At 47.7% G+C, this 17,552-nt stretch carries 19 protein-coding genes; 11 read left to right on the top strand and 8 right to left on the bottom strand.

Annotation, left to right across the window (positions count from 1 at the left end; translation table 11 throughout):
- Nucleotides 1-17 precede the first annotated feature (17 nt).
- Nucleotides 18-401, bottom strand: coding sequence for a MerR family transcriptional regulator (locus tag WJT86_RS03610; RefSeq protein WP_346336114.1), 384 nt, complete (start codon nt 399-401; stop codon nt 18-20).
- A 404-nt stretch (nt 402-805) separates the two neighbouring features.
- Here WJT86_RS03610 and WJT86_RS03605 point away from each other — a divergent pair, with 404 nt between their 5' ends.
- From WJT86_RS03605 to WJT86_RS03575, 7 genes are all read left to right on the top strand, one after another.
- A complete protein-coding gene (locus tag WJT86_RS03605; protein ID WP_346336113.1) occupies nt 806-1,846 on the top strand; it encodes a hypothetical protein in 1,041 nt (346 codons plus the stop codon).
- 103 nt (nt 1,847-1,949) lie between these two features.
- Nucleotides 1,950-2,876 (top strand): sulfite exporter TauE/SafE family protein, encoded by a 927-nt coding sequence (locus WJT86_RS03600; RefSeq protein WP_346336112.1) that lies wholly within the window; start codon nt 1,950-1,952, stop codon nt 2,874-2,876.
- Nucleotides 2,873-3,655, top strand: coding sequence for a TIGR02186 family protein (locus tag WJT86_RS03595; RefSeq protein WP_346336111.1), 783 nt, complete (start codon nt 2,873-2,875; stop codon nt 3,653-3,655). Before WJT86_RS03600 ends, WJT86_RS03595 begins: the two co-directional genes overlap by 4 nt.
- 9 nt (nt 3,656-3,664) lie before the next feature.
- The gene (locus tag WJT86_RS03590) at nt 3,665-4,117 is read left to right on the top strand and encodes a secondary thiamine-phosphate synthase enzyme YjbQ (RefSeq protein WP_346336297.1); all 453 of its coding nucleotides are present in this window, start codon (nt 3,665-3,667) and stop codon (nt 4,115-4,117) included.
- Nucleotides 4,118-4,355: 238 nt separating this feature from the next.
- Nucleotides 4,356-5,015: a response regulator transcription factor gene (locus tag WJT86_RS03585; RefSeq protein ID WP_346336110.1), complete on the top strand. Its 660-nt coding sequence runs from the start codon at nt 4,356-4,358 to the stop codon at nt 5,013-5,015.
- Between the two features lie 163 nt (nt 5,016-5,178).
- Nucleotides 5,179-5,439: a DUF6460 domain-containing protein gene (locus tag WJT86_RS03580; RefSeq protein WP_346336109.1), complete on the top strand. Its 261-nt coding sequence runs from the start codon at nt 5,179-5,181 to the stop codon at nt 5,437-5,439.
- 87 nt (nt 5,440-5,526) lie between these two features.
- On the top strand, nt 5,527-6,810 hold the full coding sequence (locus tag WJT86_RS03575; protein ID WP_346336108.1) for an MATE family efflux transporter: 1,284 nt from the start codon (nt 5,527-5,529) through the stop codon (nt 6,808-6,810).
- Here WJT86_RS03575 and WJT86_RS03570 read toward each other — a convergent pair.
- The 3 genes from WJT86_RS03570 to WJT86_RS03560 are packed head-to-tail and all read right to left on the bottom strand — an operon-like array spanning nt 6,807 to nt 9,976.
- Complete coding sequence (locus tag WJT86_RS03570; protein WP_346336107.1) at nt 6,807-7,916, bottom strand: quinone-dependent dihydroorotate dehydrogenase; 1,110 nt, start codon at nt 7,914-7,916, stop codon at nt 6,807-6,809. The two genes, WJT86_RS03575 and WJT86_RS03570, sit on opposite strands and share 4 nt — an antisense overlap.
- Nucleotides 7,916-8,251 (bottom strand): DUF952 domain-containing protein, encoded by a 336-nt coding sequence (locus WJT86_RS03565; protein WP_346336106.1) that lies wholly within the window; start codon nt 8,249-8,251, stop codon nt 7,916-7,918. The genes WJT86_RS03570 and WJT86_RS03565 overlap by 1 nt, the downstream gene beginning before the upstream one ends.
- 21 nt (nt 8,252-8,272) lie before the next feature.
- Nucleotides 8,273-9,976 carry a lysine--tRNA ligase gene (locus tag WJT86_RS03560; protein WP_407066897.1) on the bottom strand — a complete coding sequence of 568 codons (1,704 nt, stop codon included), beginning with the start codon at nt 9,974-9,976 and terminating at the stop codon, nt 8,273-8,275.
- Nucleotides 9,977-10,501: 525 nt separating this feature from the next.
- On the opposite strand from WJT86_RS03560, the gene WJT86_RS03555 reads away from it, so the two are divergent.
- From WJT86_RS03555 to kduD, 3 genes are read left to right on the top strand one after another with little or no spacing between them, the layout of a single operon-like run.
- On the top strand, nt 10,502-11,230 hold the full coding sequence (locus WJT86_RS03555; protein WP_346336104.1) for a GntR family transcriptional regulator: 729 nt from the start codon (nt 10,502-10,504) through the stop codon (nt 11,228-11,230).
- 20 nt (nt 11,231-11,250) lie between these two features.
- Nucleotides 11,251-12,090 carry a 5-dehydro-4-deoxy-D-glucuronate isomerase gene (gene kduI, locus WJT86_RS03550; RefSeq protein ID WP_346336103.1) on the top strand — a complete coding sequence of 280 codons (840 nt, stop codon included), beginning with the start codon at nt 11,251-11,253 and terminating at the stop codon, nt 12,088-12,090.
- A gap of 6 nt (nt 12,091-12,096) precedes the next feature.
- Nucleotides 12,097-12,864: a 2-dehydro-3-deoxy-D-gluconate 5-dehydrogenase KduD gene (gene kduD, locus WJT86_RS03545; RefSeq protein WP_346336102.1), complete on the top strand. Its 768-nt coding sequence runs from the start codon at nt 12,097-12,099 to the stop codon at nt 12,862-12,864.
- Nucleotides 12,865-12,908: 44 nt separating this feature from the next.
- Here the strand turns inward: kduD and WJT86_RS03540 are convergent, their stop codons facing one another.
- Nucleotides 12,909-13,784, bottom strand: coding sequence for an SDR family oxidoreductase (locus WJT86_RS03540; RefSeq protein WP_346336101.1), 876 nt, complete (start codon nt 13,782-13,784; stop codon nt 12,909-12,911).
- A 159-nt stretch (nt 13,785-13,943) separates the two neighbouring features.
- Between WJT86_RS03540 and hemA the strand changes: the two genes are divergently transcribed.
- Nucleotides 13,944-15,194, top strand: a complete 1,251-nt coding sequence (gene hemA, locus WJT86_RS03535) for a 5-aminolevulinate synthase (protein ID WP_346336100.1) — start codon at nt 13,944-13,946, stop codon at nt 15,192-15,194.
- 6 nt (nt 15,195-15,200) lie between these two features.
- On the opposite strand, the gene truA is transcribed toward hemA, so the two are convergent.
- The 3 genes from truA to def are packed head-to-tail and all read right to left on the bottom strand — an operon-like array spanning nt 15,201 to nt 17,434.
- The gene (gene truA, locus WJT86_RS03530; RefSeq protein WP_346336099.1) at nt 15,201-15,950 is read right to left on the bottom strand and encodes a tRNA pseudouridine(38-40) synthase TruA; all 750 of its coding nucleotides are present in this window, start codon (nt 15,948-15,950) and stop codon (nt 15,201-15,203) included.
- Between the two features lie 30 nt (nt 15,951-15,980).
- On the bottom strand, nt 15,981-16,916 hold the full coding sequence (gene fmt, locus WJT86_RS03525) for a methionyl-tRNA formyltransferase (protein ID WP_346336098.1): 936 nt from the start codon (nt 16,914-16,916) through the stop codon (nt 15,981-15,983).
- Nucleotides 16,916-17,434, bottom strand: coding sequence for a peptide deformylase (def, locus tag WJT86_RS03520; protein ID WP_346336097.1), 519 nt, complete (start codon nt 17,432-17,434; stop codon nt 16,916-16,918). Before def ends, fmt begins: the two co-directional genes overlap by 1 nt.
- Nucleotides 17,435-17,552 lie beyond the last annotated feature (118 nt).

The following is a 17,552-nucleotide window of genomic DNA, read 5'->3' as shown; positions in this document are numbered from 1 at the left end:
TGTCATAAAGAGATAACTTAGCAGAACTCCATTTTGTATTTCTGCAGCTCTTCTATGGCCATTTCAACTTCTGCCTTTTGCGTCTCCAGAAACTGCAGCTGTTTATCAACCAGCCGTACAGGTATTTTAAGCTCGGCAGATTTATCGACATTCTTTGGGGACCGAGCAAGCATTTCGCTGATTTCTGTCAACGTAAAACCCAACTGTTTGCCCTGTAAGATTGCAGATAAACGCTGGCGATCATTTTCACTATAAAGTCTGTTTAGACCATCGCGATAAGGCGAGATTAATCCACGGCTCTCATAGAAACGTAACGTTCGCAAAGAAACAGAGAATTCTGTTGCCAGATCTTTAATGGAATATAGCTTTTTACTTCCAACTAGATTTTTATTTTCATCCATGACCCTAAACTCATCCCATGGTTTTAAACACACCACGAATTTGGCAGTGACATGCCAACAATCAAATATGTTTTTGTGATTATATTTTTTTATAAATTACATTGCAAATATTAATGAATAGAATTTTTCGATGTATTAAAAACAAACTATCTCAATGATTATAAAAGTTAATTTATAACCTATTAGAAAAAAATCTTACCAAATCTAAGAAAATAATTTTATCACGGTAATTTTCATAATGTTTAACGCCTTATTTACCCTGATGAGGCATCGTTTAGATGGAATTCCACCAGAAGCGAATGTTGTCATGAGCAACATTTCGTTTCTCATTGAGTATGTAAGCGGCGATGAAATCCCAAATGCGGGCCAGGACAGTCAAAACGCCCATCAGGCGCTCCAATTTGATGAAGCCCGTGGCAGCAGCCGCGAAGGTTGGAAAAAACGAATTCTCCACCAATATCCGTGTATCCTCTATCCCTTCAAACAAGATCGACCGATTGCTTTATGCCATCGCCAGTAAGGATGATTCTTTCAAAGAAACCCTGTCACATCAATCGGGGAACACAGCTGTTGCACTTGATAGTATTACCCGCTGGATGAACAAGACCGAGACAAGACTCTCCTCAATCCAGCACGTCATGGGGCAACACCAAAAGCTGCTGGTGGCTCTGTGTGATTTCCTGACTGAAAAACGGGCAGCCCCCGTAAACACGCGTGCACAAAAACGGCCCATAGCAGCTAATGCTGTACGATTAAATTCACTTACTCATGCAATCAGTGTTTTAGAAAGTGGGATTACCAGACTAGAGCAGCGCACCCGCACGCACTCTATTCTTATACCCCTTTCACCAGTTACCGCTTTACCAAACACTGTTTCAGTTCATCCCTCAACAAAGGTTGAGCCATCTCAGGCACCTGCGCATTATTTCGCCAGGATGACAGCACAGCTGGAAATTGTTGGGCAGGAACTTCAGCGTATTAAAGCAGCCCGAGCCGTTAATAAGCAGGCAGAACAGGCCATACCTCTTCTCCTTTCAAAGATAGAAGCACTCGCCTCTGCACAGTCTCCAAATAATCTGAACAAACATCTTTCGGAAATTGTACACCTTAGCGATACAGTTGGTGGAAAGCTGCAATCTGTCATTGAAACCATCAATCAGATATCAGTTCGTTTTTCAGATACCCAGAAAGCTGAAGAAGCTTTAAAAGCTGATATCGCCGCACTTAAAGAGCATATCACAGCTCTTGACCAACGTTCTGATAATCGCCCAGATAAGGCAGTGCTACCACAACCTGAGCTTCCCTCGTCAACATCTCAGAATGTAGACAGTGCTGATCATGTTGTTCTGAATGATTTTATTACGGCCGCCCGCTACGCCAATCACCAGACAACACCTCGACACAGCCGTTTCCTGCGATCAGAAGTTTCTCATCAAAATACCTAAAGTATATTATTGTCTGGAAACTACTGCCTGGACAAGAAATTAAGACTTTCAATAGAAAAGCTTAGCTACTAAGCTCAAGTACGGCTTGAACTAGGGAAGTAGCGTGCAGATTTACCTGCCCATAGCAGAAATGCCTGTCGATGTGCTGTTTGTTCTTGGAATGAGCGCTATCGTCGGCTTCATTTCTGGCATGTTTGGAATTGGCGGCGGTTTCTTGATGACCCCGCTTCTGATCTTTATCGGTATCCCGCCAGCTATTGCCGTCGCAAGCCAGACCGCACAGATTGTTGCTTCTTCAACAACCAGCTCCATAACTGCTTTTCACCGACAATCCATCGACTTCAAATTGGGCAGCGTACTGGTTGCAGGTGGTTTTATCGGTTCAATCCTTGGTATTTTCATGTTTGCGGCGGCACGTAGAGCCGGACAGCTTGATCTGGTTATCGTCGTTTCATACGTGCTGCTGTTCCTGATTGTCGGCAGTCTGATGCTGAGAGAAAGCATCAAGGATCTTTGGTTCAAATATTCAGGCCGTCCGAGACAACTCAGTACAGCTTCACATCACGCCTCTTATCTGGGCTGGCCTCTCCGGATGCGGTTTCCGCGTTCTAAGCTTTATTGCAGTGTTATCCCAGTTGTAGGCCTTGCCTTCTTTATTGGCTTCATTGGTGCACTGCTTGGCGTCGGGGGTGGTTTCATTCTCGTCCCTGCATTGCTCTATCTGTTTCGTGTTCCAACCAGCGTTGTTGTTGGAACTTCACAGTTCCAGATTGTCTGCACATCTCTTGTTGCCCTCATACTCCATGCCCTGACCAATCAGGCGGTTGATATCATTCTTGCTCTTTTGCTGATCATTGGTGGTGTTTTTGGCGCTCAGATAGGAGCACGCATTGCAAAACATCTAAAGGCGGAAATGTTTCGGCTGTTACTGGCCTTACTTCTGCTTGCAGTTGGTATCCAGTTTGCCTTTGATCTGTTTGTGCCTCCTAAAGAGCCGTTCTCAATCAGTGCTTCGGAGCGACTGCCATGAGAACGTCCCTCTCAATCAGAAACCTGATTATTGGTATTCTCTTCTGCCTTGGGACAAACCCTGCACAGGCAGAGAAGATCATTGCGGCCCTTTCAAATACACGTGTTGAAATTTCTTCTGAATATACGGGTTCTTCAATCACGGTTTTCGGAACAATTGAACGGGATGCTCAAACCGTACCACGCGTTGGCCCCTATAATCTGGTTGTAACAGTTCGTGGCCCTCGCCAGACAATGACAGTTCGTGAACGTCAACGCCTTGGCTTCATATGGCTTAATCGTGATCAGCAGAAATTTCAGCTAATGCCGGCTTTTCTAAGTGTTCTTTCTTCCCATCCGTTAGAAGAAATTACCAGTGATGCCCTCCGTCTCAAATTCAGAATCGGGATGGATGCCATTGCAACGGCTCAGGACATAAATCAGTTTCAGAACCCCAATCAGGAAAATCTTTTCCGCACGGCATTGCTACGCCTGAAGAAACAGGAAAACCTGTACCATCAAAGCACGCAAGGGGTAACCTTCCTGTCGCCCAGCCTCTTCAGTGCTCCGGTTATCCTACCTGCAACTGCTCCCACGGGCATCTATGATGTTGAAGTCGCGCTATTTGTCGACAACACCTTGCTTGACCGCCATTACTCAAATTTTGAGCTGATAAAAACCGGCTTCCAGCAAGAGGTTGGAGATATGTCTAAGGATTATCCTCTGTACTATGGCCTCGCGACAGCTCTGGCAGCTCTCTTTTTTGGCTGGCTTGCCAATATCCTTTTCCGACGCGACTGATAGATAATGATGACCCGTATTACGAATATTCATAAATCAGATGTAAAAATACAGCTGACCGCACAGATGTCGCTGAAAACGACTGGAACAGGGCTGTTTGAATTCACAGATGACATTAGACAATGGGCTAAGAGCCATAGTCTAAACAATGGACTTTTATGTGTCTTTTGCCAGCACACTTCCGCCTCTCTGACAATTCAGGAGAACGCCGATCCTGATGTCCAAAAAGATATTCTGACATCACTGGATTATCTTGCCCCACGTCATAACCATTATATTCATAGCTATGAAGGCCCTGATGACATGCCGGCGCATATAAAAACAATGCTGACCGGGTCAAGCCTGACACTACCAGTTATCGATGGCAAACTGGCACTGGGCACTTGGCAAGGGGTCTATCTGCTTGAGCATCGTGATGCTGGACATAGTCGATATATCCTATTGCACTATATTGGTAATTAGCTGATTTAGTTCTATAATATGAGCGTTATGTAGTTAGTAACTGCCGCACCTCTATGCGAAATTGGTCGGATAAGGACTTTTTTCTCATTGGGAAATAAGGCACAGTCCGATGTGCTCTATGCCGTGACAGTTCGCCGATTGCAGCATTACTGTGCATGGAAGACAATTCCTGATACTGATGGTATAACAACCAAACACGCAGGGTTCCTTCCGAAACTGAAACTGGGGGAGATGTAAATTGCCTACCACGATTATAATAGCTGACGACCATCCGCTTTTTAGAGGCGCCCTTCATCAGGCCCTTGCGTCCCTCATGCCCTCAGCCAGTATTATTCAGACCAATGGGATGGACGCGCTCTCCAAAACACTTGGAGAGGAACGCGAAGTTGATCTCGTTCTGCTTGATCTTTCAATGCCGGGCGTTCAGGGCTTTTCTGGCCTGATGTACTTAAGAGCTCAATACCCCGGCGTTCCGGTTGCCATTGTTTCTGCAACAGAAGATGGCAATATCATTCGTCGGGCGATGGATTTTGGTGCATCAGCCTTTATCCCGAAATCTCTTGATATCGAAACAATCGGCAATGCCATCAAGGTTGTTCTTTCAGGAGATTCATGGACACCACCAGATATTGATCTGAACGCGACAGAAGATAAAGAAACCGCCAATCTGGTTCGCCGCCTGTCAACTTTGACACCTCAGCAGGTTCGCGTCCTCATGATGCTGTCAGAAGGCTTGCTGAATAAACAGATCGCTTATGAACTCAGCGTTTCAGAAGCAACCGTGAAGGCTCACGTTTCTGCTATTCTTGATAAGCTTGGTGTTGATAGCCGCACACAGGCTGTGATTGTGGCCTCCAAGTTCGCGATTGGTAGCCGACAGACAGGCCACATTGACTGATAGATTGCCATTACGGCAATGTTCAAAAGCGTATCATCTCAGGATGATACGCTTTTTTATTATCTGCTGCGCTATACCTTCATCAAGTATGCGTCGATACTGGCATAACGCGCTAAAATCGATTATCCAGAGTTCTGATTTTTAAAAAGGTTTGAGGTTCAACATGTCCATGCAGCGTTTTCTGGGAGGTTCTCTCGGTTCAGTTTTGGTTAAACTGATTTTTGTATCGCTGCTGGTTGGGGCCTTTATGGCAGCTCTCGGCATTACACCAATGGGCTTAATTGATCGTCTGGGTAACATGCTTCAGGGCATACTCAACCTTGGCTGGGGAACTGTTAAGCAGGTCGGGCTTTGGCTGATCTATGGTGCCATGATTGTTATTCCAATCTGGCTCATATTACGAATTATCGGCTACTTCCGCTGATCAGATATAATTTGGCAGATATGCGACTGTAATCTTATGCGCGTTATCGAGATAACGAATAAGCGGGTCATTCTGGTGGCCCTACCCATGGTTTTATCCCATATAACCACTCCCCTTCTTGGTGTGGTCGCAACCGCAGTTATTGGGCAGCTTGGCTCTGCTGAGCTTCTTGGAGCCATTGCTCTGGGGGCTATTGTTTTTGATTTTTTATTCTGGGGTTTTGGTGCTTTCCGGATGACCACTGCTGGCCTGACAGCTCAGGCCACAGGCGCGAAGAACAAGCCTCAGATAGACCTGATCCTTGCCCGCTCTTTTCTGATTGCCATTACCGCAGGAGCCTTTCTCATCCTCAGCCAGTCCCCCATTAAAATACTGGCAGGGTGGTTTTATAGTGATGCAAGCCCTGCCGTTATGGAAGCAATGTTCACTTACTTCAGTGTACGCATCTGGGCGGCCCCTCTTACGTTATCTAATTACGTCATTCTTGGTTCAATTCTGGGACGTGCAAGAACCGACATCGGCCTTTGCCTTCAGATTGCGATTAACCTCAGCAACATCGCACTTTCACTACTACTAGTGCTGGTTCTGGATTTTGGCATTAAGGGCGTTGCGCTAGCCTCAGTACTCGCAGAAGCAACCGGCGTTCTGCTTGGTATTATTGCCCTCAAATATCTGGGCTCAAACCCATTCAATACACTCTGGAAAAATGTCATCAACAAAACCGAGCTCTGGCATATGCTGGCGGTCAATCGTGATATCATGATCCGGACAGCATGCCTTCTAATGGCTTTTGCATTATTCTCCCGACAAGGTGTAAAATTCGGAGCGGTTGCACTGGCTGCAAATGCCATACTCTATAATATGTTTCTGGTTGGCAGTTATTTTCTTGATGGTTTTGCAACGGCAGCAGAAACCCTTGGCGGTCAGTCCATCGGCGCCAGAAACCGGGCTGCATTTGAGCGTGTTACAAGGCTGTGTCTCATCTGGTGTATGAGCATAAGTCTCTGTATTGCAGCATTCTTCATGATCATCAGCCCCTGGTTCATTGATATGCTCTCAACCAATGAAGATATCCGGACCTTTGCCCGTTCTTACGTTATATTTGCCGCCTTTGCCCCACTGATCGGGTCGGCCGCTTTCGTCTTCGATGGAATATTCATTGGAGCAACATGGAGCGCAGCCATGAGAGATCTCATGGCTATATCATTCGGGATATTTGTCGCGGTACTCTTACTGGGCCAGTCACTTGGCAATACCGGACTGTGGATTGCATTCGTGACATTTCTGGGAGCGCGAGGTCTGGGGCAGGCCCTACTCTATCCGAAGCTAACCAATCGAACATTCAACAGGCTAACTTCAGAAAAGCCTTAAACATCAAAACCAAAGTTGCCCTTGGCGATCTCTTCAGCACCAGAACCAATGACCTCAGAGAGAGATTGGGAGCCAAGATTGTGCAAGATGCCCTGCTTAATCTCCTCAATCAAATCTGGCCCCTTATAGACCAGCCCCGTCATCAGTTGGATCAGTGTTGCGCCAGCCCGAACCTTGGCCCAAGCGGTCTGTGCGGAATCGATACCACCGACACCAATGATTGGTATTGTTTTGCCAACCCGCAAATAAGCCTCTGCCAGCAGTTTGGTTGATGGTACAAAGAGCGGCTGGCCAGACAAACCACCTGTCTCATTTTTTCGGGTCGTATTTTTAAGTGTCTCCGGCCGAGCAACAGTTGTATTTGCAATCACCAAACCATGAATCTTTCTGCGTTCCACTGTTGCAATAATCCGGTCAAGGAATGGCAAATCAATATCCGGAGAAATTTTAAGTAAGATCGCCGTATCTTTACAGACAGCCCCCTTTGATTTCTCAGCCAGTACGGTTGAGCGAATATTCATAACTCGTGCCAGCAGATCATCAAGGAAAGCCTCGCCCTGCAAATCGCGCAGGCCCGGAGTATTTGGGGACGATACGTTGATTGTCAGAAAATCGACCAAACCGCTTAACGCACTGGTACATGTTATATAGTCGGCAATCCGATCTTCTGAGTCTTTGTTTGCGCTGATATTAACGGCAACAATACCTGGCTTTTGCGCTCTTTGCTCCAGCCTGCTTACGACCGCATCCAGCCCATGGCTATTCAGCCCCATGCGATTGATAACAGCCTGATCTTGCGGCAGTCGAAATATACGGGGTTTAGGATTTCCAGCCTGGGGTCTTGGTACTACACCACCCACTTCAACAAATCCGAAACCGACATTCAGGAGGGGGTCAACAACCTCAGCCTGCTTATCGAAACCAGCAGCAATACCAATCGGGTTAGAGAACTGAATACCGAATGTCTCAATCGATAATGATGGGGCATCAGCTATTTTACATTTTCCGGGAGCATACTTTAAAGCCTGAATAGCCAGACTGTGCATATATTCGGAATCCATGCTGTTCAAGAAAGGGCGTGATAACGAGAACAACATGGACTGCATTATAATCCTCCAGGAAATATGTGAACACCATCCTCCCCCATGGGGAGAGGCTGAACCCAAACAACAGCCGCGAGAGATAGCGGCTCATAAAGATGAGGAAACAGATCACCGTTCCGTGCAGGCTCATAACGCAGCTGCTCGGATAGACGGGATTCATCAATTGCAATCAGGAGAAGATCGGTTTCGCCAGAGAAATGCTTGGCTGCTGTCTCACGGGCCTGAGACGCTGTTGAGAAATGGATGAATCCATCCTGCAAATCAATGGGGGCGCCGAAGAAGCAGCCCTGCTTCTCGGCTTCCTGCCATAAATCCTGCGGACAGATTTTATAAATCATCCATTTCCCTTCGTAAGAATTTTAAAGGCTGCCAGCCTCTTTGCGTTCTGCAAGGAACGCCTCATGTTCTGTTATCAACTCTCCGGCCAAAGCCTTGGAAATAAGGGCACGTGTCTCAGCAACTCCATAAAGAGCAGCAAACGAGCCAAAACGTGGTCCTCGTTCCTGACCAAGAAGAATTTGATAAAGCGTTGCAAACCATGTCTGCGAAACACCCGGGCGACCATCCGGACTTTTGGATTTACCGGAGAGATCAGGGAAGTGGCTGCGGCCAATCTCGTAAACAACATTCTGCAATGCTTCAGCATCTGTTGAGCCTTCCATAGGCTGCAAAGCACTTAGCAATTCTTCCAGAGCTTTTCGTTCTTCAGGCGTAGCCGGACGATAAACCTTGGCAGGGCGAACGAAATCGCGGAAATAGCGGATCGCATAACCAACAAGCTGATCCAGTCTTGGATGCGTCTCAGGAGAAACACCCGGCGCATAACGACGAATGAAACCCCACAGAACAGCTGGCTCTTCAGAGTTTGCCACAGCAACCAGGTTCATCAGCATTGAAAAGGAAAGCGTTGTTGCTTTCTCGCTATCAGCAGATACCAGAACCTCTGGTGCAGGCGGATTACCAGAGTGGATATGCCAGACCGGGTTCATCAGCTTCTGTTTCTCATCCTGCCCCGGGAACTTCTCAAGGAAGGTGAGATAATCATCCATGTGACGTGGGATCACATCAAAATAAAGGCGCTTCGCTTCGCGCGGCTTATTATACATGAACAGAGCAAGGCTCTCTGGCATGCCGTATGACAGCCATTCATCAATTGTCAGGCCATTGCCCTTGGACTTGGAAATCTTCTGTCCCTTGTCATCAAGGAAGAGCTCATAGTTGAAGCCTTCTGGTGGTTCGGCATCAAGAGCACGGGCAATCTGTCCGGAAAGCTTGACGGAATCGATCAGGTCCTTCCCGGACATTTCATAATCCACGCCAAGAGCAACCCAGCGCATAGCCCAATCTGGCTTCCACTGGAGCTTAACCTGCCCGCCTGTTACAGGCGTCTCAAAATGTTCACCTGTTTCAGGGTCACGCCAGATAATCGTGCCAGCATCAACATTACGTTCTTCAACCGGAACCTGCATCACCATGCCTGTTTTTGGATGGATCGGCATGAATGGTGAGTAGCTCTGACGACGCTCCTCACGCAGAGACGGGAGCATGATGGACATGACTTTATCGAAACGCTCAAGAATTTTCAGAAGCGTCGCATCAAAATCTCCAGCCTTGTAGCAATCGGTAGAAGAACGGAATTCATACTCAAACCCGAAAGCGTCAAGGAAGCTACGTAGACGGGCGTTGTTATGACGTCCAAAACTGTCATGTGTTCCAAACGGGTCTGGCACAGCGGTCAAAGGATAGCCGATATATTTCTCCAGCATTTCCTTGTTGGGCACATTATCTGGAACCTTACGCAGACCATCCATATCATCGGAAAAGGCAATAAGACGTGTTGGTATCTTATCATCCGTCAGCAAACGAAATGCCTGACGAACCATGGTTGTGCGTGCGACCTCACCAAAGGTGCCAATGTGCGGCAATCCTGACGGACCGTAACCAGTTTCAAATAAAGCTTCTTTTTTGCCAGTCCGTTTTAACCGCTCAACGATTTTACGAGCCTCTTCAAAAGGCCATGCGGTTGCAGTCTGGGCGGCAGTTATCAAAGCTTGATTAGTCACGGTCATTCTGTCTGGTGGTAAGTTTCCCGACATCCAGCAAAACAGAATGTCGAAAAATTGAGGTTTCTATAATCTGACGCAACTCACGCCAGCAGTTAAAACTGCGGCAACTTAAGAACTTCCTGAGCTGCGGTCAATGCATATCCGTATAATACATGAAAGACACTAAAACCATATCCTGAGGCTCAAGATTCCCGGGCAAATTTATTGTTATCCGTATTTTTAGACTAATTATGGATTTTTCAACAAATTGATTGTCAAACGACTTCCAGGGTGAAAAACAGCCCTTCTCACCCAAATAACAAATATATCAATATAGCTTACAGTTATTTACTGCCATTTTTCACTTGCTTTTTCAAAAGTGATATATTAGTATCAATTAACTTATGAAGAATACGCATAAGCCCTGCTTCATTTGAGGCTGGTAGTTTCGAGACCATTTCAATAGAGCTTTCAGTAAGGCAAATATGAATTGCTGATGGGGAAAAATTGAGGCTACGAATGCTAAAACCAGTTCAGAAACAAATGAAAAGACGCAGGGCAACAAAGCTGACGGAAACTCTTCTGTCGACCAAAGCTAAACCCAAACGCATTACATCCGCGGTACGAATTCTGGGAAACCTTCGTCAGGAAATTATGACTCTCCAGAGACCACCCGGATCAGCAATCAACGAAAAGGAAATTGCAACAGCCTATAGTGTCAGCCGTACACCGGTTCGCGAGGCCTTGCTGAAACTTTCCGAAGAAGGACTGGTTGATATCTTCCCTCAGTCAGGGACATTCGTCTCACGCATCCCTCTTTTTGCATTGCGTGAAAACATTGTGGTCAGACAAGCACTTGAAATGATGAGTGCACGCCTTGCTGCGGCAAATGCCAATGAAGAAACGTGCCTTCAACTGGATGAAACCATGCGTCAGATCAAGCTTGCTGCAGAAACAGCTGACAACAATATGTTCCATGAGGCGGATGAGGCGTTCCACGCCATCATCGCGGATATCGCCGGCTACCCGGCACTCTGGCGGATAAGCCAATCTGTAAAATCACAGATGGATCGTTGCCGTCGTCTGACCTTGCCACAAGCTGGTCGACTGCAGCGCATTATCTCAGAGCACCAGAGTGTTGTTGATGCAATCAGGAAAAAAGACGCCGAAGCAGCCTCCAGACAAATGGCGGAGCACCTTGAGAAGCTCATCGCTGATCTGGACGGTATTCGGGATCTCGACCCTGATTATTTTATCAGTGATCCGCAATAACCGCAGGAAAGAGGAACATCATGGCAATAGAAGTCAGACAGGTCTGTCATCCAGATGCAGTCAAACGTTTCGATACAGATGAACTGCGTAAGCATTTTCTGATCGAAAAGGTTTTCGTCAAAGACGAAGTCAAACTGACCTATAGCCATATTGACCGTATTGTTGTCGGTGGTGCTATGCCGGTTAACTCAAAACTTGAATTAACCGCTCCCTTCTCTGCCATCGGCACCAACTCCTTTATGGACAGAAGGGAACTTGGCATCATTAATATTGGCAATACAGGCAAAGTAACGGTTGGCAATGACACTTTTGAGATTGGCAACCGCGAAGCTCTGTATGTTGGCATGAAAGCTGGCGAAGTCAGCTTTGCAAGTAATGACCCGGCAAAGCCAGCTAAGTTCTATCTTGTCTCCACACCGGCTCATCATACCTATCCAACCAAAAAGGTTGGCATGGCAGAAGCTAAGAAGATGGCTGTCGGTGATCAGGAACATGCCAACAAGCGTGTTATCAATCAGCTCATTCATCCTAATGTTCTGGAAACCTGCCAGCTTGTTATGGGCCTGACCTATTTTGAAGCAGGCAGTATGTGGAACACCATGCCATGCCATACCCATGACCGCCGTTGTGAAGCATACCTTTACTTTGACATGGATGCAGAAACCCGTGTCGTTCACCTTATGGGTGAACCAACAGAGACGCGTCATCTCATGATTTCAAATGAAGATGCCATTCTCTGCCCGGGCTGGTCCATTCACTCGGGTGTTGGCACAGCAAGCTATGCCTTCATCTGGGCTATGGGCGGCGACAACATCGATTACAATGACATGGACATGGTTCCAATGCAGACACTGCGTTGAGGAGTGATGAGAATGACAACGAATCCATTTAATCTTTCTGGAAAAACTGCCCTCGTTACAGGAGCGGATACTGGCCTTGGTCAGGGAATGGCTCTGGCCCTTGCTGAAGCTGGCGCAAATATTGTCGGCGTGTCCATTGTTTCCATGGATGAGACAGCTAAACTTATTGAAAAGACAGGCCAGAAATTCCACGGCATTCAGGCAAACCTGATTTCGCAGGAACCAATTGACGGTATTATCGCGGAAACCCTCAAACATGGCCCACGCATTGATATTCTCGTCAACAATGCCGGCATTATCCGTCGCAATGATGCAATTGATTTCTCAGAGCAGGATTGGGATGATGTCATCAACATCAACCTGAAAACGGTCTTCTTTCTGTCGCAGGCAGTAGCCCGCAACATGATGGCAGACGGCAAGGGCGGCAAGATTATCAACATTGCCTCCATGCTATCCTATCAGGGTGGTATTCGTGTTCCATCCTATACCGCTTCAAAAAGCGGTGTTGCCGGCCTGACCAAGCTGATGGCCAATGAATGGGCATCGAAGAGCATCAACGTTAATGCGATTGCCCCCGGCTATATGGCCACGAATAATACGCAGGCCCTTCGTCAGGATGAGGCCCGCAGTTCCGAGATTCTTGGCCGTATTCCAGCAGCGCGCTGGGGTAAGCCATCTGATCTTGGTGGCGCTGTCGTCTTTCTGGCCTCGGCTGCATCAGATTACGTGCAGGGCATAACATTACCTGTCGATGGTGGCTGGCTCGCCCGCTAATCCAAAAAAGGCCCGGTTAACCGGGCCTTTTCTTTTATGCCTATTTATTTTTCGGACATAACATCCCACATCGCCTTTAGCCCATCTCTATAGGTTGGATATCTCAATTCAACTCCAAGCTCTTCTTTGATGCGTTTGTTACAAATACGTTTGTTTTCTGAATAAAAACTACGTCCCATCGGGCTTAGCTCTGCCTTATCGAACGGAACCTCAGCAGGGGCATTCACATCCATCAATTCAGCAGCATAGCGAATAACATCCTGCATGGGCGCAGGCTCATCATCAGAGACATTATAAATCCGTCCGGCATTCGGCCGTTTGATGGAGGCCATCAATGTCCCACAGATATCCTCAACGTGGATACGGTTAAAAACCTGCCCTTCCTTGATAATGTTTTGCGCACGGCCGCGTAACAAATTTTCTAGCGGATTGCGTCCCGGACCATAAATTCCGGTCAGTCTGAAAATATGAACAGCCTTATGGTGTTTTGCGCCCCAATCCAGCCAAAGCTGCTCGATCTGAGCCCTGTCTTTGGAATGCGCAGAAACGGGACTGATCTCAGTCTCCTCATCAGTCCATTCTCCGTCCCGATCTCCGTAGACACCTGTTGTTGAGAGATAGCCGAACCAATGCCCCTGCTTGAGCTGAGCCATCTCACTACCAAACTGCTCAAGGACGGGATCATGACCCTCCAAGGGAGGGATTGATGACAGAACAACTCCGGCATCAGCCAATTCCGTACTGACCATCGGATCATCGAACGATAAAGCCCTGATACCAAACCGCTGCAGCTGTTGCGCCTTCTCTACAGAGCGAACGGTCCCTGCAATTTCAGAGAACAGATGCCCGTAAAGTTCAATGAAACAAAGGCTGGAATACCCCATGCCAAAAATAAAAAGCTTAGGTGGGTCAATCGTCATGACAACATCGTTCCTATTAAAGAATCTGGATATTTATTTCCAAACTCAAAAAAGCATTTTTACTTCTGGAAATTCGTTTCTGCTAACCTAATTAACGGTGAGACTCATTAGAAAACTTAAAAACAAGCATTCCCCGCAACGATCATAAGAAAGAATGCCATGCATTACGAAGCAGCATTTCTATCTGCAATCCAGAAAGTCAAATCAGAGGGACGTTATCGCGTCTTTGCACGGCTGGAAAGGGATAAGGATATTTATCCTCTTGCACGTAACCATGGCCCCGGACCCGAGCATGTCGTTATCTGGTGCGGGAATGACTACCTGGGGCAAGGCTTGAGACCAGAAGTTATTGATGCCGGCAAATCTGCTCTTGATCGTATGGGGGCAGGCTCTGGTGGCACACGCAACATATCAGGAACGCACCAGCTCCATATTGCTTTAGAAAAAGAGTTATCTTCTTTACATAACAAGGAAGCAGCCCTGCTCTTCACATCCGGCTATGTATCCAACAGCGCAACACTTTCAACGCTTGGTAAAATCTTTCCGGATCTGATCATCTTCTCGGATGAAAATAACCATGCCTCAATGATTGAGGGCATTCGTTTTTCCGGAAGTGAACGCAAGATATTCCGTCATAATGACCTTGATCATCTGGAAGAGCTGCTCAAAGCAGAACGTTATGACAGACCAAAGCTCATTGCCTTTGAATCTCTGTACTCAATGGATGGTGATTTCGGCCCCATCAACGAAATCTGTGATCTGGCTGATCAATATGGCGCGATGACATATCTTGATGAAGTCCATGCTGTCGGCATGTATGGCCATAACGGGGGCGGTGTCTCCCAACAGGATCATGCAGAGAAAAGGCTGACAATTATTGAAGGTACGCTTGCCAAGGCTTTTGGATGCCATGGTGGTTATATCGCAGCTTCAAAAGCCGTTATTGATGCAATCCGCAGTTATGCGGCCGGCTTTATTTTCACGACTTCCCTGCCACCTGCAACGGTTTCAGCTGCAATTGCAAGTATCCGTTCCCTCACACAGGACAACAAAATCAGATTACGCCATCAGGAACGTGCAGCGCGTCTGAAAAGAATGTTGCGTGAAGCAGAGCTTCCCCTGATGGACAGCCCATCACATATTGTTCCGGTCAAAGTGGGCTGTCCGGTACTGACCAAAAAGATATCTGATACTCTGATGGTTGAATACGGAATATACGTTCAACCGATCAATTACCCAACAGTGCCGAAGGGAACAGAGAGATTACGTCTCACACCGAACCCGTTTCACACGGACAAGATGATGGATGATCTGGTCTTAGCTCTGGGAGAAACCTTTGCACGCTATCGCGTTGCCAATGACAGACAGCAGGTTCAACCAGCCCAATGCCCTTTTGGTGGCAAGCTATGAGCCTGATCACCCTTCGTAATCAACACCAATGAGATAAAGCCCGGTGGATGGGGCCATTGGGCCGCAGCGGCTGCGGTCTCTGGCATCGAGGGCAGCTCTGACATCTGCAACACTCCAGCGACCTGCTCCAGCTTTGGCTATCGTCCCGACCATAGAGCGAACCTGATGGTGCAGGAACGAACGTGCAGACGCGAAGATACGGATTTCATCACCGATGCGCTCAACATCTAACCGATCCAACGTCTTGATCGGACTCTTTGCCTGGCACTCAGAAGACCGGAAAGTTGAAAAATCATGATGCCCCAGCAGAGTCTGCGCAGCCTCATGCATAATATCAGCATCCAGCTGCCACGGCACATGCCAGACACGGTTGGCATCAAGAGCAGGCAAGGAGCGGCGATTAAGAATGCGATAAAGGTAATGCCGTTTCCGTGCGGAAATGCGTGCATTGAAGCTTTCGTCAACCAGTTCTGCCGATAACACAGAAACCAGTTCCCGGGCATTTTTTAGGTGCGCGTTGCAAGCATCACGTACCGTATCGGCACGCATATCCTTTTCCAGATCAACATTAACGACCTGACTGGTCGCATGGACACCAGCATCTGTCCGGCCTGCACATTGTACCCTGACAGGGTGACCTGAGAACTTTTCAATCGCGGCTTCAAGTGCCCCCTGAACAGAAGGGTGTTCAGCCTGAAGCTGCCAGCCATAGTAAGGCGTGCCATCATATTCGATGACCAGTTTATAACGTGGCATCGGATAACTCCGTTAAAGCCTTCAACCTGCTCATACGAAAAAACGTGTACCGGCACCAATACGTGCCCCACGCGCAAACTCATCAAAAGCCATGGGCGATTTACCGGAACGCTGCACCTGAACCAGCTTCAAGGCACCATTTGCACAACCAACGGTTCCATGCTCATCCAGCAAAACACCAGCCTCACCCTTGGCATCGACAAGCTGTGTCCGCAGAACTTTGACACGCTCCTTACCCTTCCCGAAATCAGCCTCAAAGAAAGCACCGGGAAAAGGAGACAGTCCACGGATATGATCATGTAACTGTTGCGCAGGCATAGCCCAGTCAATGCGTGCCTCAGCATTGGTGATCTTCTGGGCGTATGTCACGCCTTCCTCAGGCTGAGGTGTAAAACCAAGAGCATTACGCGAGAGTGCAGCCAGAGCCCGTACCATAAGGTCGGCTCCCAGCACCATCATACGGTCATGGAGCTCTGAAGCCGTCATATCCTGTGTAATGGCAATACGCTCAACCATGGCAACGGGGCCCGTATCCAGTCCCTCTTCCATTTTCATGACAGCAACGCCACTTTCGGCATCTCCAGCCATGATGGAACGCTGAATAGGGGCCGCTCCTCGCCAGCGTGGCAGCAATGATCCATGAAGATTGAGACAACCTAAAGTCGGCGTATCAAGAATAGCTTTTGGCAGCAACATTCCATAAGCCACGACAACAGCAACATCGGCATTATGGGAGCGGAAAAGCGCCTGCTCTTCCTCTGTCCTGAGCGTACTCGGCGTAAAAACAGGAATACCGTATCTGTCAGCCATTTCATGTACAGGAGAGCGGCGCAGCTCCATACCACGTCCCGCGGCAGCAGGCTGACGGGTATAGGAGGCGACCACTTCATAACCCTGCCCGACAATCTCGGAGAGCGTCGGAACGGCAAAATCGGGTGTTCCCATAAAAACGACGCGCAGGCTCATCAGAGATTTCCCTCACGTTTGGCAATTTTAGTGAACTTGCGAATGACCAGCTCACGCTTAAGACGAGACAGGTGATCAATGAACAGCACGCCATTCAGATGATCAAGCTCATGCTGAACACAGACAGCCAGCAAGCCATCAGCCTCGCGCTCAATTATTTTGCCATCCAGATCCATATAGCGGAAAGTCACTTCAGCCGGACGCTCAACCTCGGCATAATACTCCGGAATAGACAGGCACCCTTCCTGATAAAGCTTTGTTTCTTCTGAAGAAGCAATAATCTCAGGATTGATGAGAACCAGAGGTTCCGGCTTTTCTTCCTCATCGGCCACATCAATCGTGACGACACGTTTTGGCACGCCAATCTGGATTGCGGCCAGACCAACACCCGGCGCATCGTACATCGTCTCCAGCATATCTTCTGCCAGAGTACGGATTTCGTCAGTAATTGTCTCAACAGGCTGCGATTTCAGCCGCAGCTGCGAGTCCGGTAAAATAACAAGAGGTCTGATAGCCATAATGAAATGCACATAAGCGTTTATGAAAGCCCGGTCAAACAGGACCGTCGAAAACAGATAAACCAGTCTGCCATAAATGCAAAAGATATCTGTTCTAAATATATTTTAAATACCCCAT

It is taken from the genome of Hohaiivirga grylli (assembly GCF_039655745.1).
Classification (GTDB): Bacteria; Pseudomonadota; Alphaproteobacteria; order Rhizobiales; family Beijerinckiaceae; genus Hohaiivirga; species Hohaiivirga grylli.
The sequence above is the reverse complement of the archived record's forward strand: the minus strand, read 5'-3'. Positions and strand labels throughout refer to the sequence as shown.

Bases quoted from the DNA above. Each gene is read 5' to 3' on its own strand.
- WJT86_RS03590 (WP_346336297.1), top strand. From the start codon at position 3,665: ATGACCCGTATTACGAATATTCATAAATCAGATGTAAAAATACAGCTG.
- truA (WP_346336099.1), bottom strand. From the start codon at position 15,950: ATGCCACGTTATAAACTGGTCATCGAATATGATGGCACGCCTTACTAT.
- WJT86_RS03565 (WP_346336106.1), bottom strand. From the start codon at position 8,251: ATGATTTATAAAATCTGTCCGCAGGATTTATGGCAGGAAGCCGAGAAG.
- WJT86_RS03595 (WP_346336111.1), top strand. From the start codon at position 2,873: ATGAGAACGTCCCTCTCAATCAGAAACCTGATTATTGGTATTCTCTTC.
- WJT86_RS03610 (WP_346336114.1), bottom strand. From the start codon at position 401: ATGGATGAAAATAAAAATCTAGTTGGAAGTAAAAAGCTATATTCCATT.
- def (WP_346336097.1), bottom strand. From the start codon at position 17,434: ATGGCTATCAGACCTCTTGTTATTTTACCGGACTCGCAGCTGCGGCTG.
- WJT86_RS03570 (WP_346336107.1), bottom strand. From the start codon at position 7,916: ATGCAGTCCATGTTGTTCTCGTTATCACGCCCTTTCTTGAACAGCATG.
- hemA (WP_346336100.1), top strand. From the start codon at position 13,944: ATGCATTACGAAGCAGCATTTCTATCTGCAATCCAGAAAGTCAAATCA.
- fmt (WP_346336098.1), bottom strand. From the start codon at position 16,916: ATGAGCCTGCGCGTCGTTTTTATGGGAACACCCGATTTTGCCGTTCCG.
- WJT86_RS03575 (WP_346336108.1), top strand. From the start codon at position 5,527: ATGGTTTTATCCCATATAACCACTCCCCTTCTTGGTGTGGTCGCAACC.
- WJT86_RS03580 (WP_346336109.1), top strand. From the start codon at position 5,179: ATGTCCATGCAGCGTTTTCTGGGAGGTTCTCTCGGTTCAGTTTTGGTT.
- kduD (WP_346336102.1), top strand. From the start codon at position 12,097: ATGAGAATGACAACGAATCCATTTAATCTTTCTGGAAAAACTGCCCTC.
- WJT86_RS03555 (WP_346336104.1), top strand. From the start codon at position 10,502: ATGAAAAGACGCAGGGCAACAAAGCTGACGGAAACTCTTCTGTCGACC.
- WJT86_RS03605 (WP_346336113.1), top strand. From the start codon at position 806: ATGAAGCCCGTGGCAGCAGCCGCGAAGGTTGGAAAAAACGAATTCTCC.
- kduI (WP_346336103.1), top strand. From the start codon at position 11,251: ATGGCAATAGAAGTCAGACAGGTCTGTCATCCAGATGCAGTCAAACGT.
- WJT86_RS03540 (WP_346336101.1), bottom strand. From the start codon at position 13,784: ATGACGATTGACCCACCTAAGCTTTTTATTTTTGGCATGGGGTATTCC.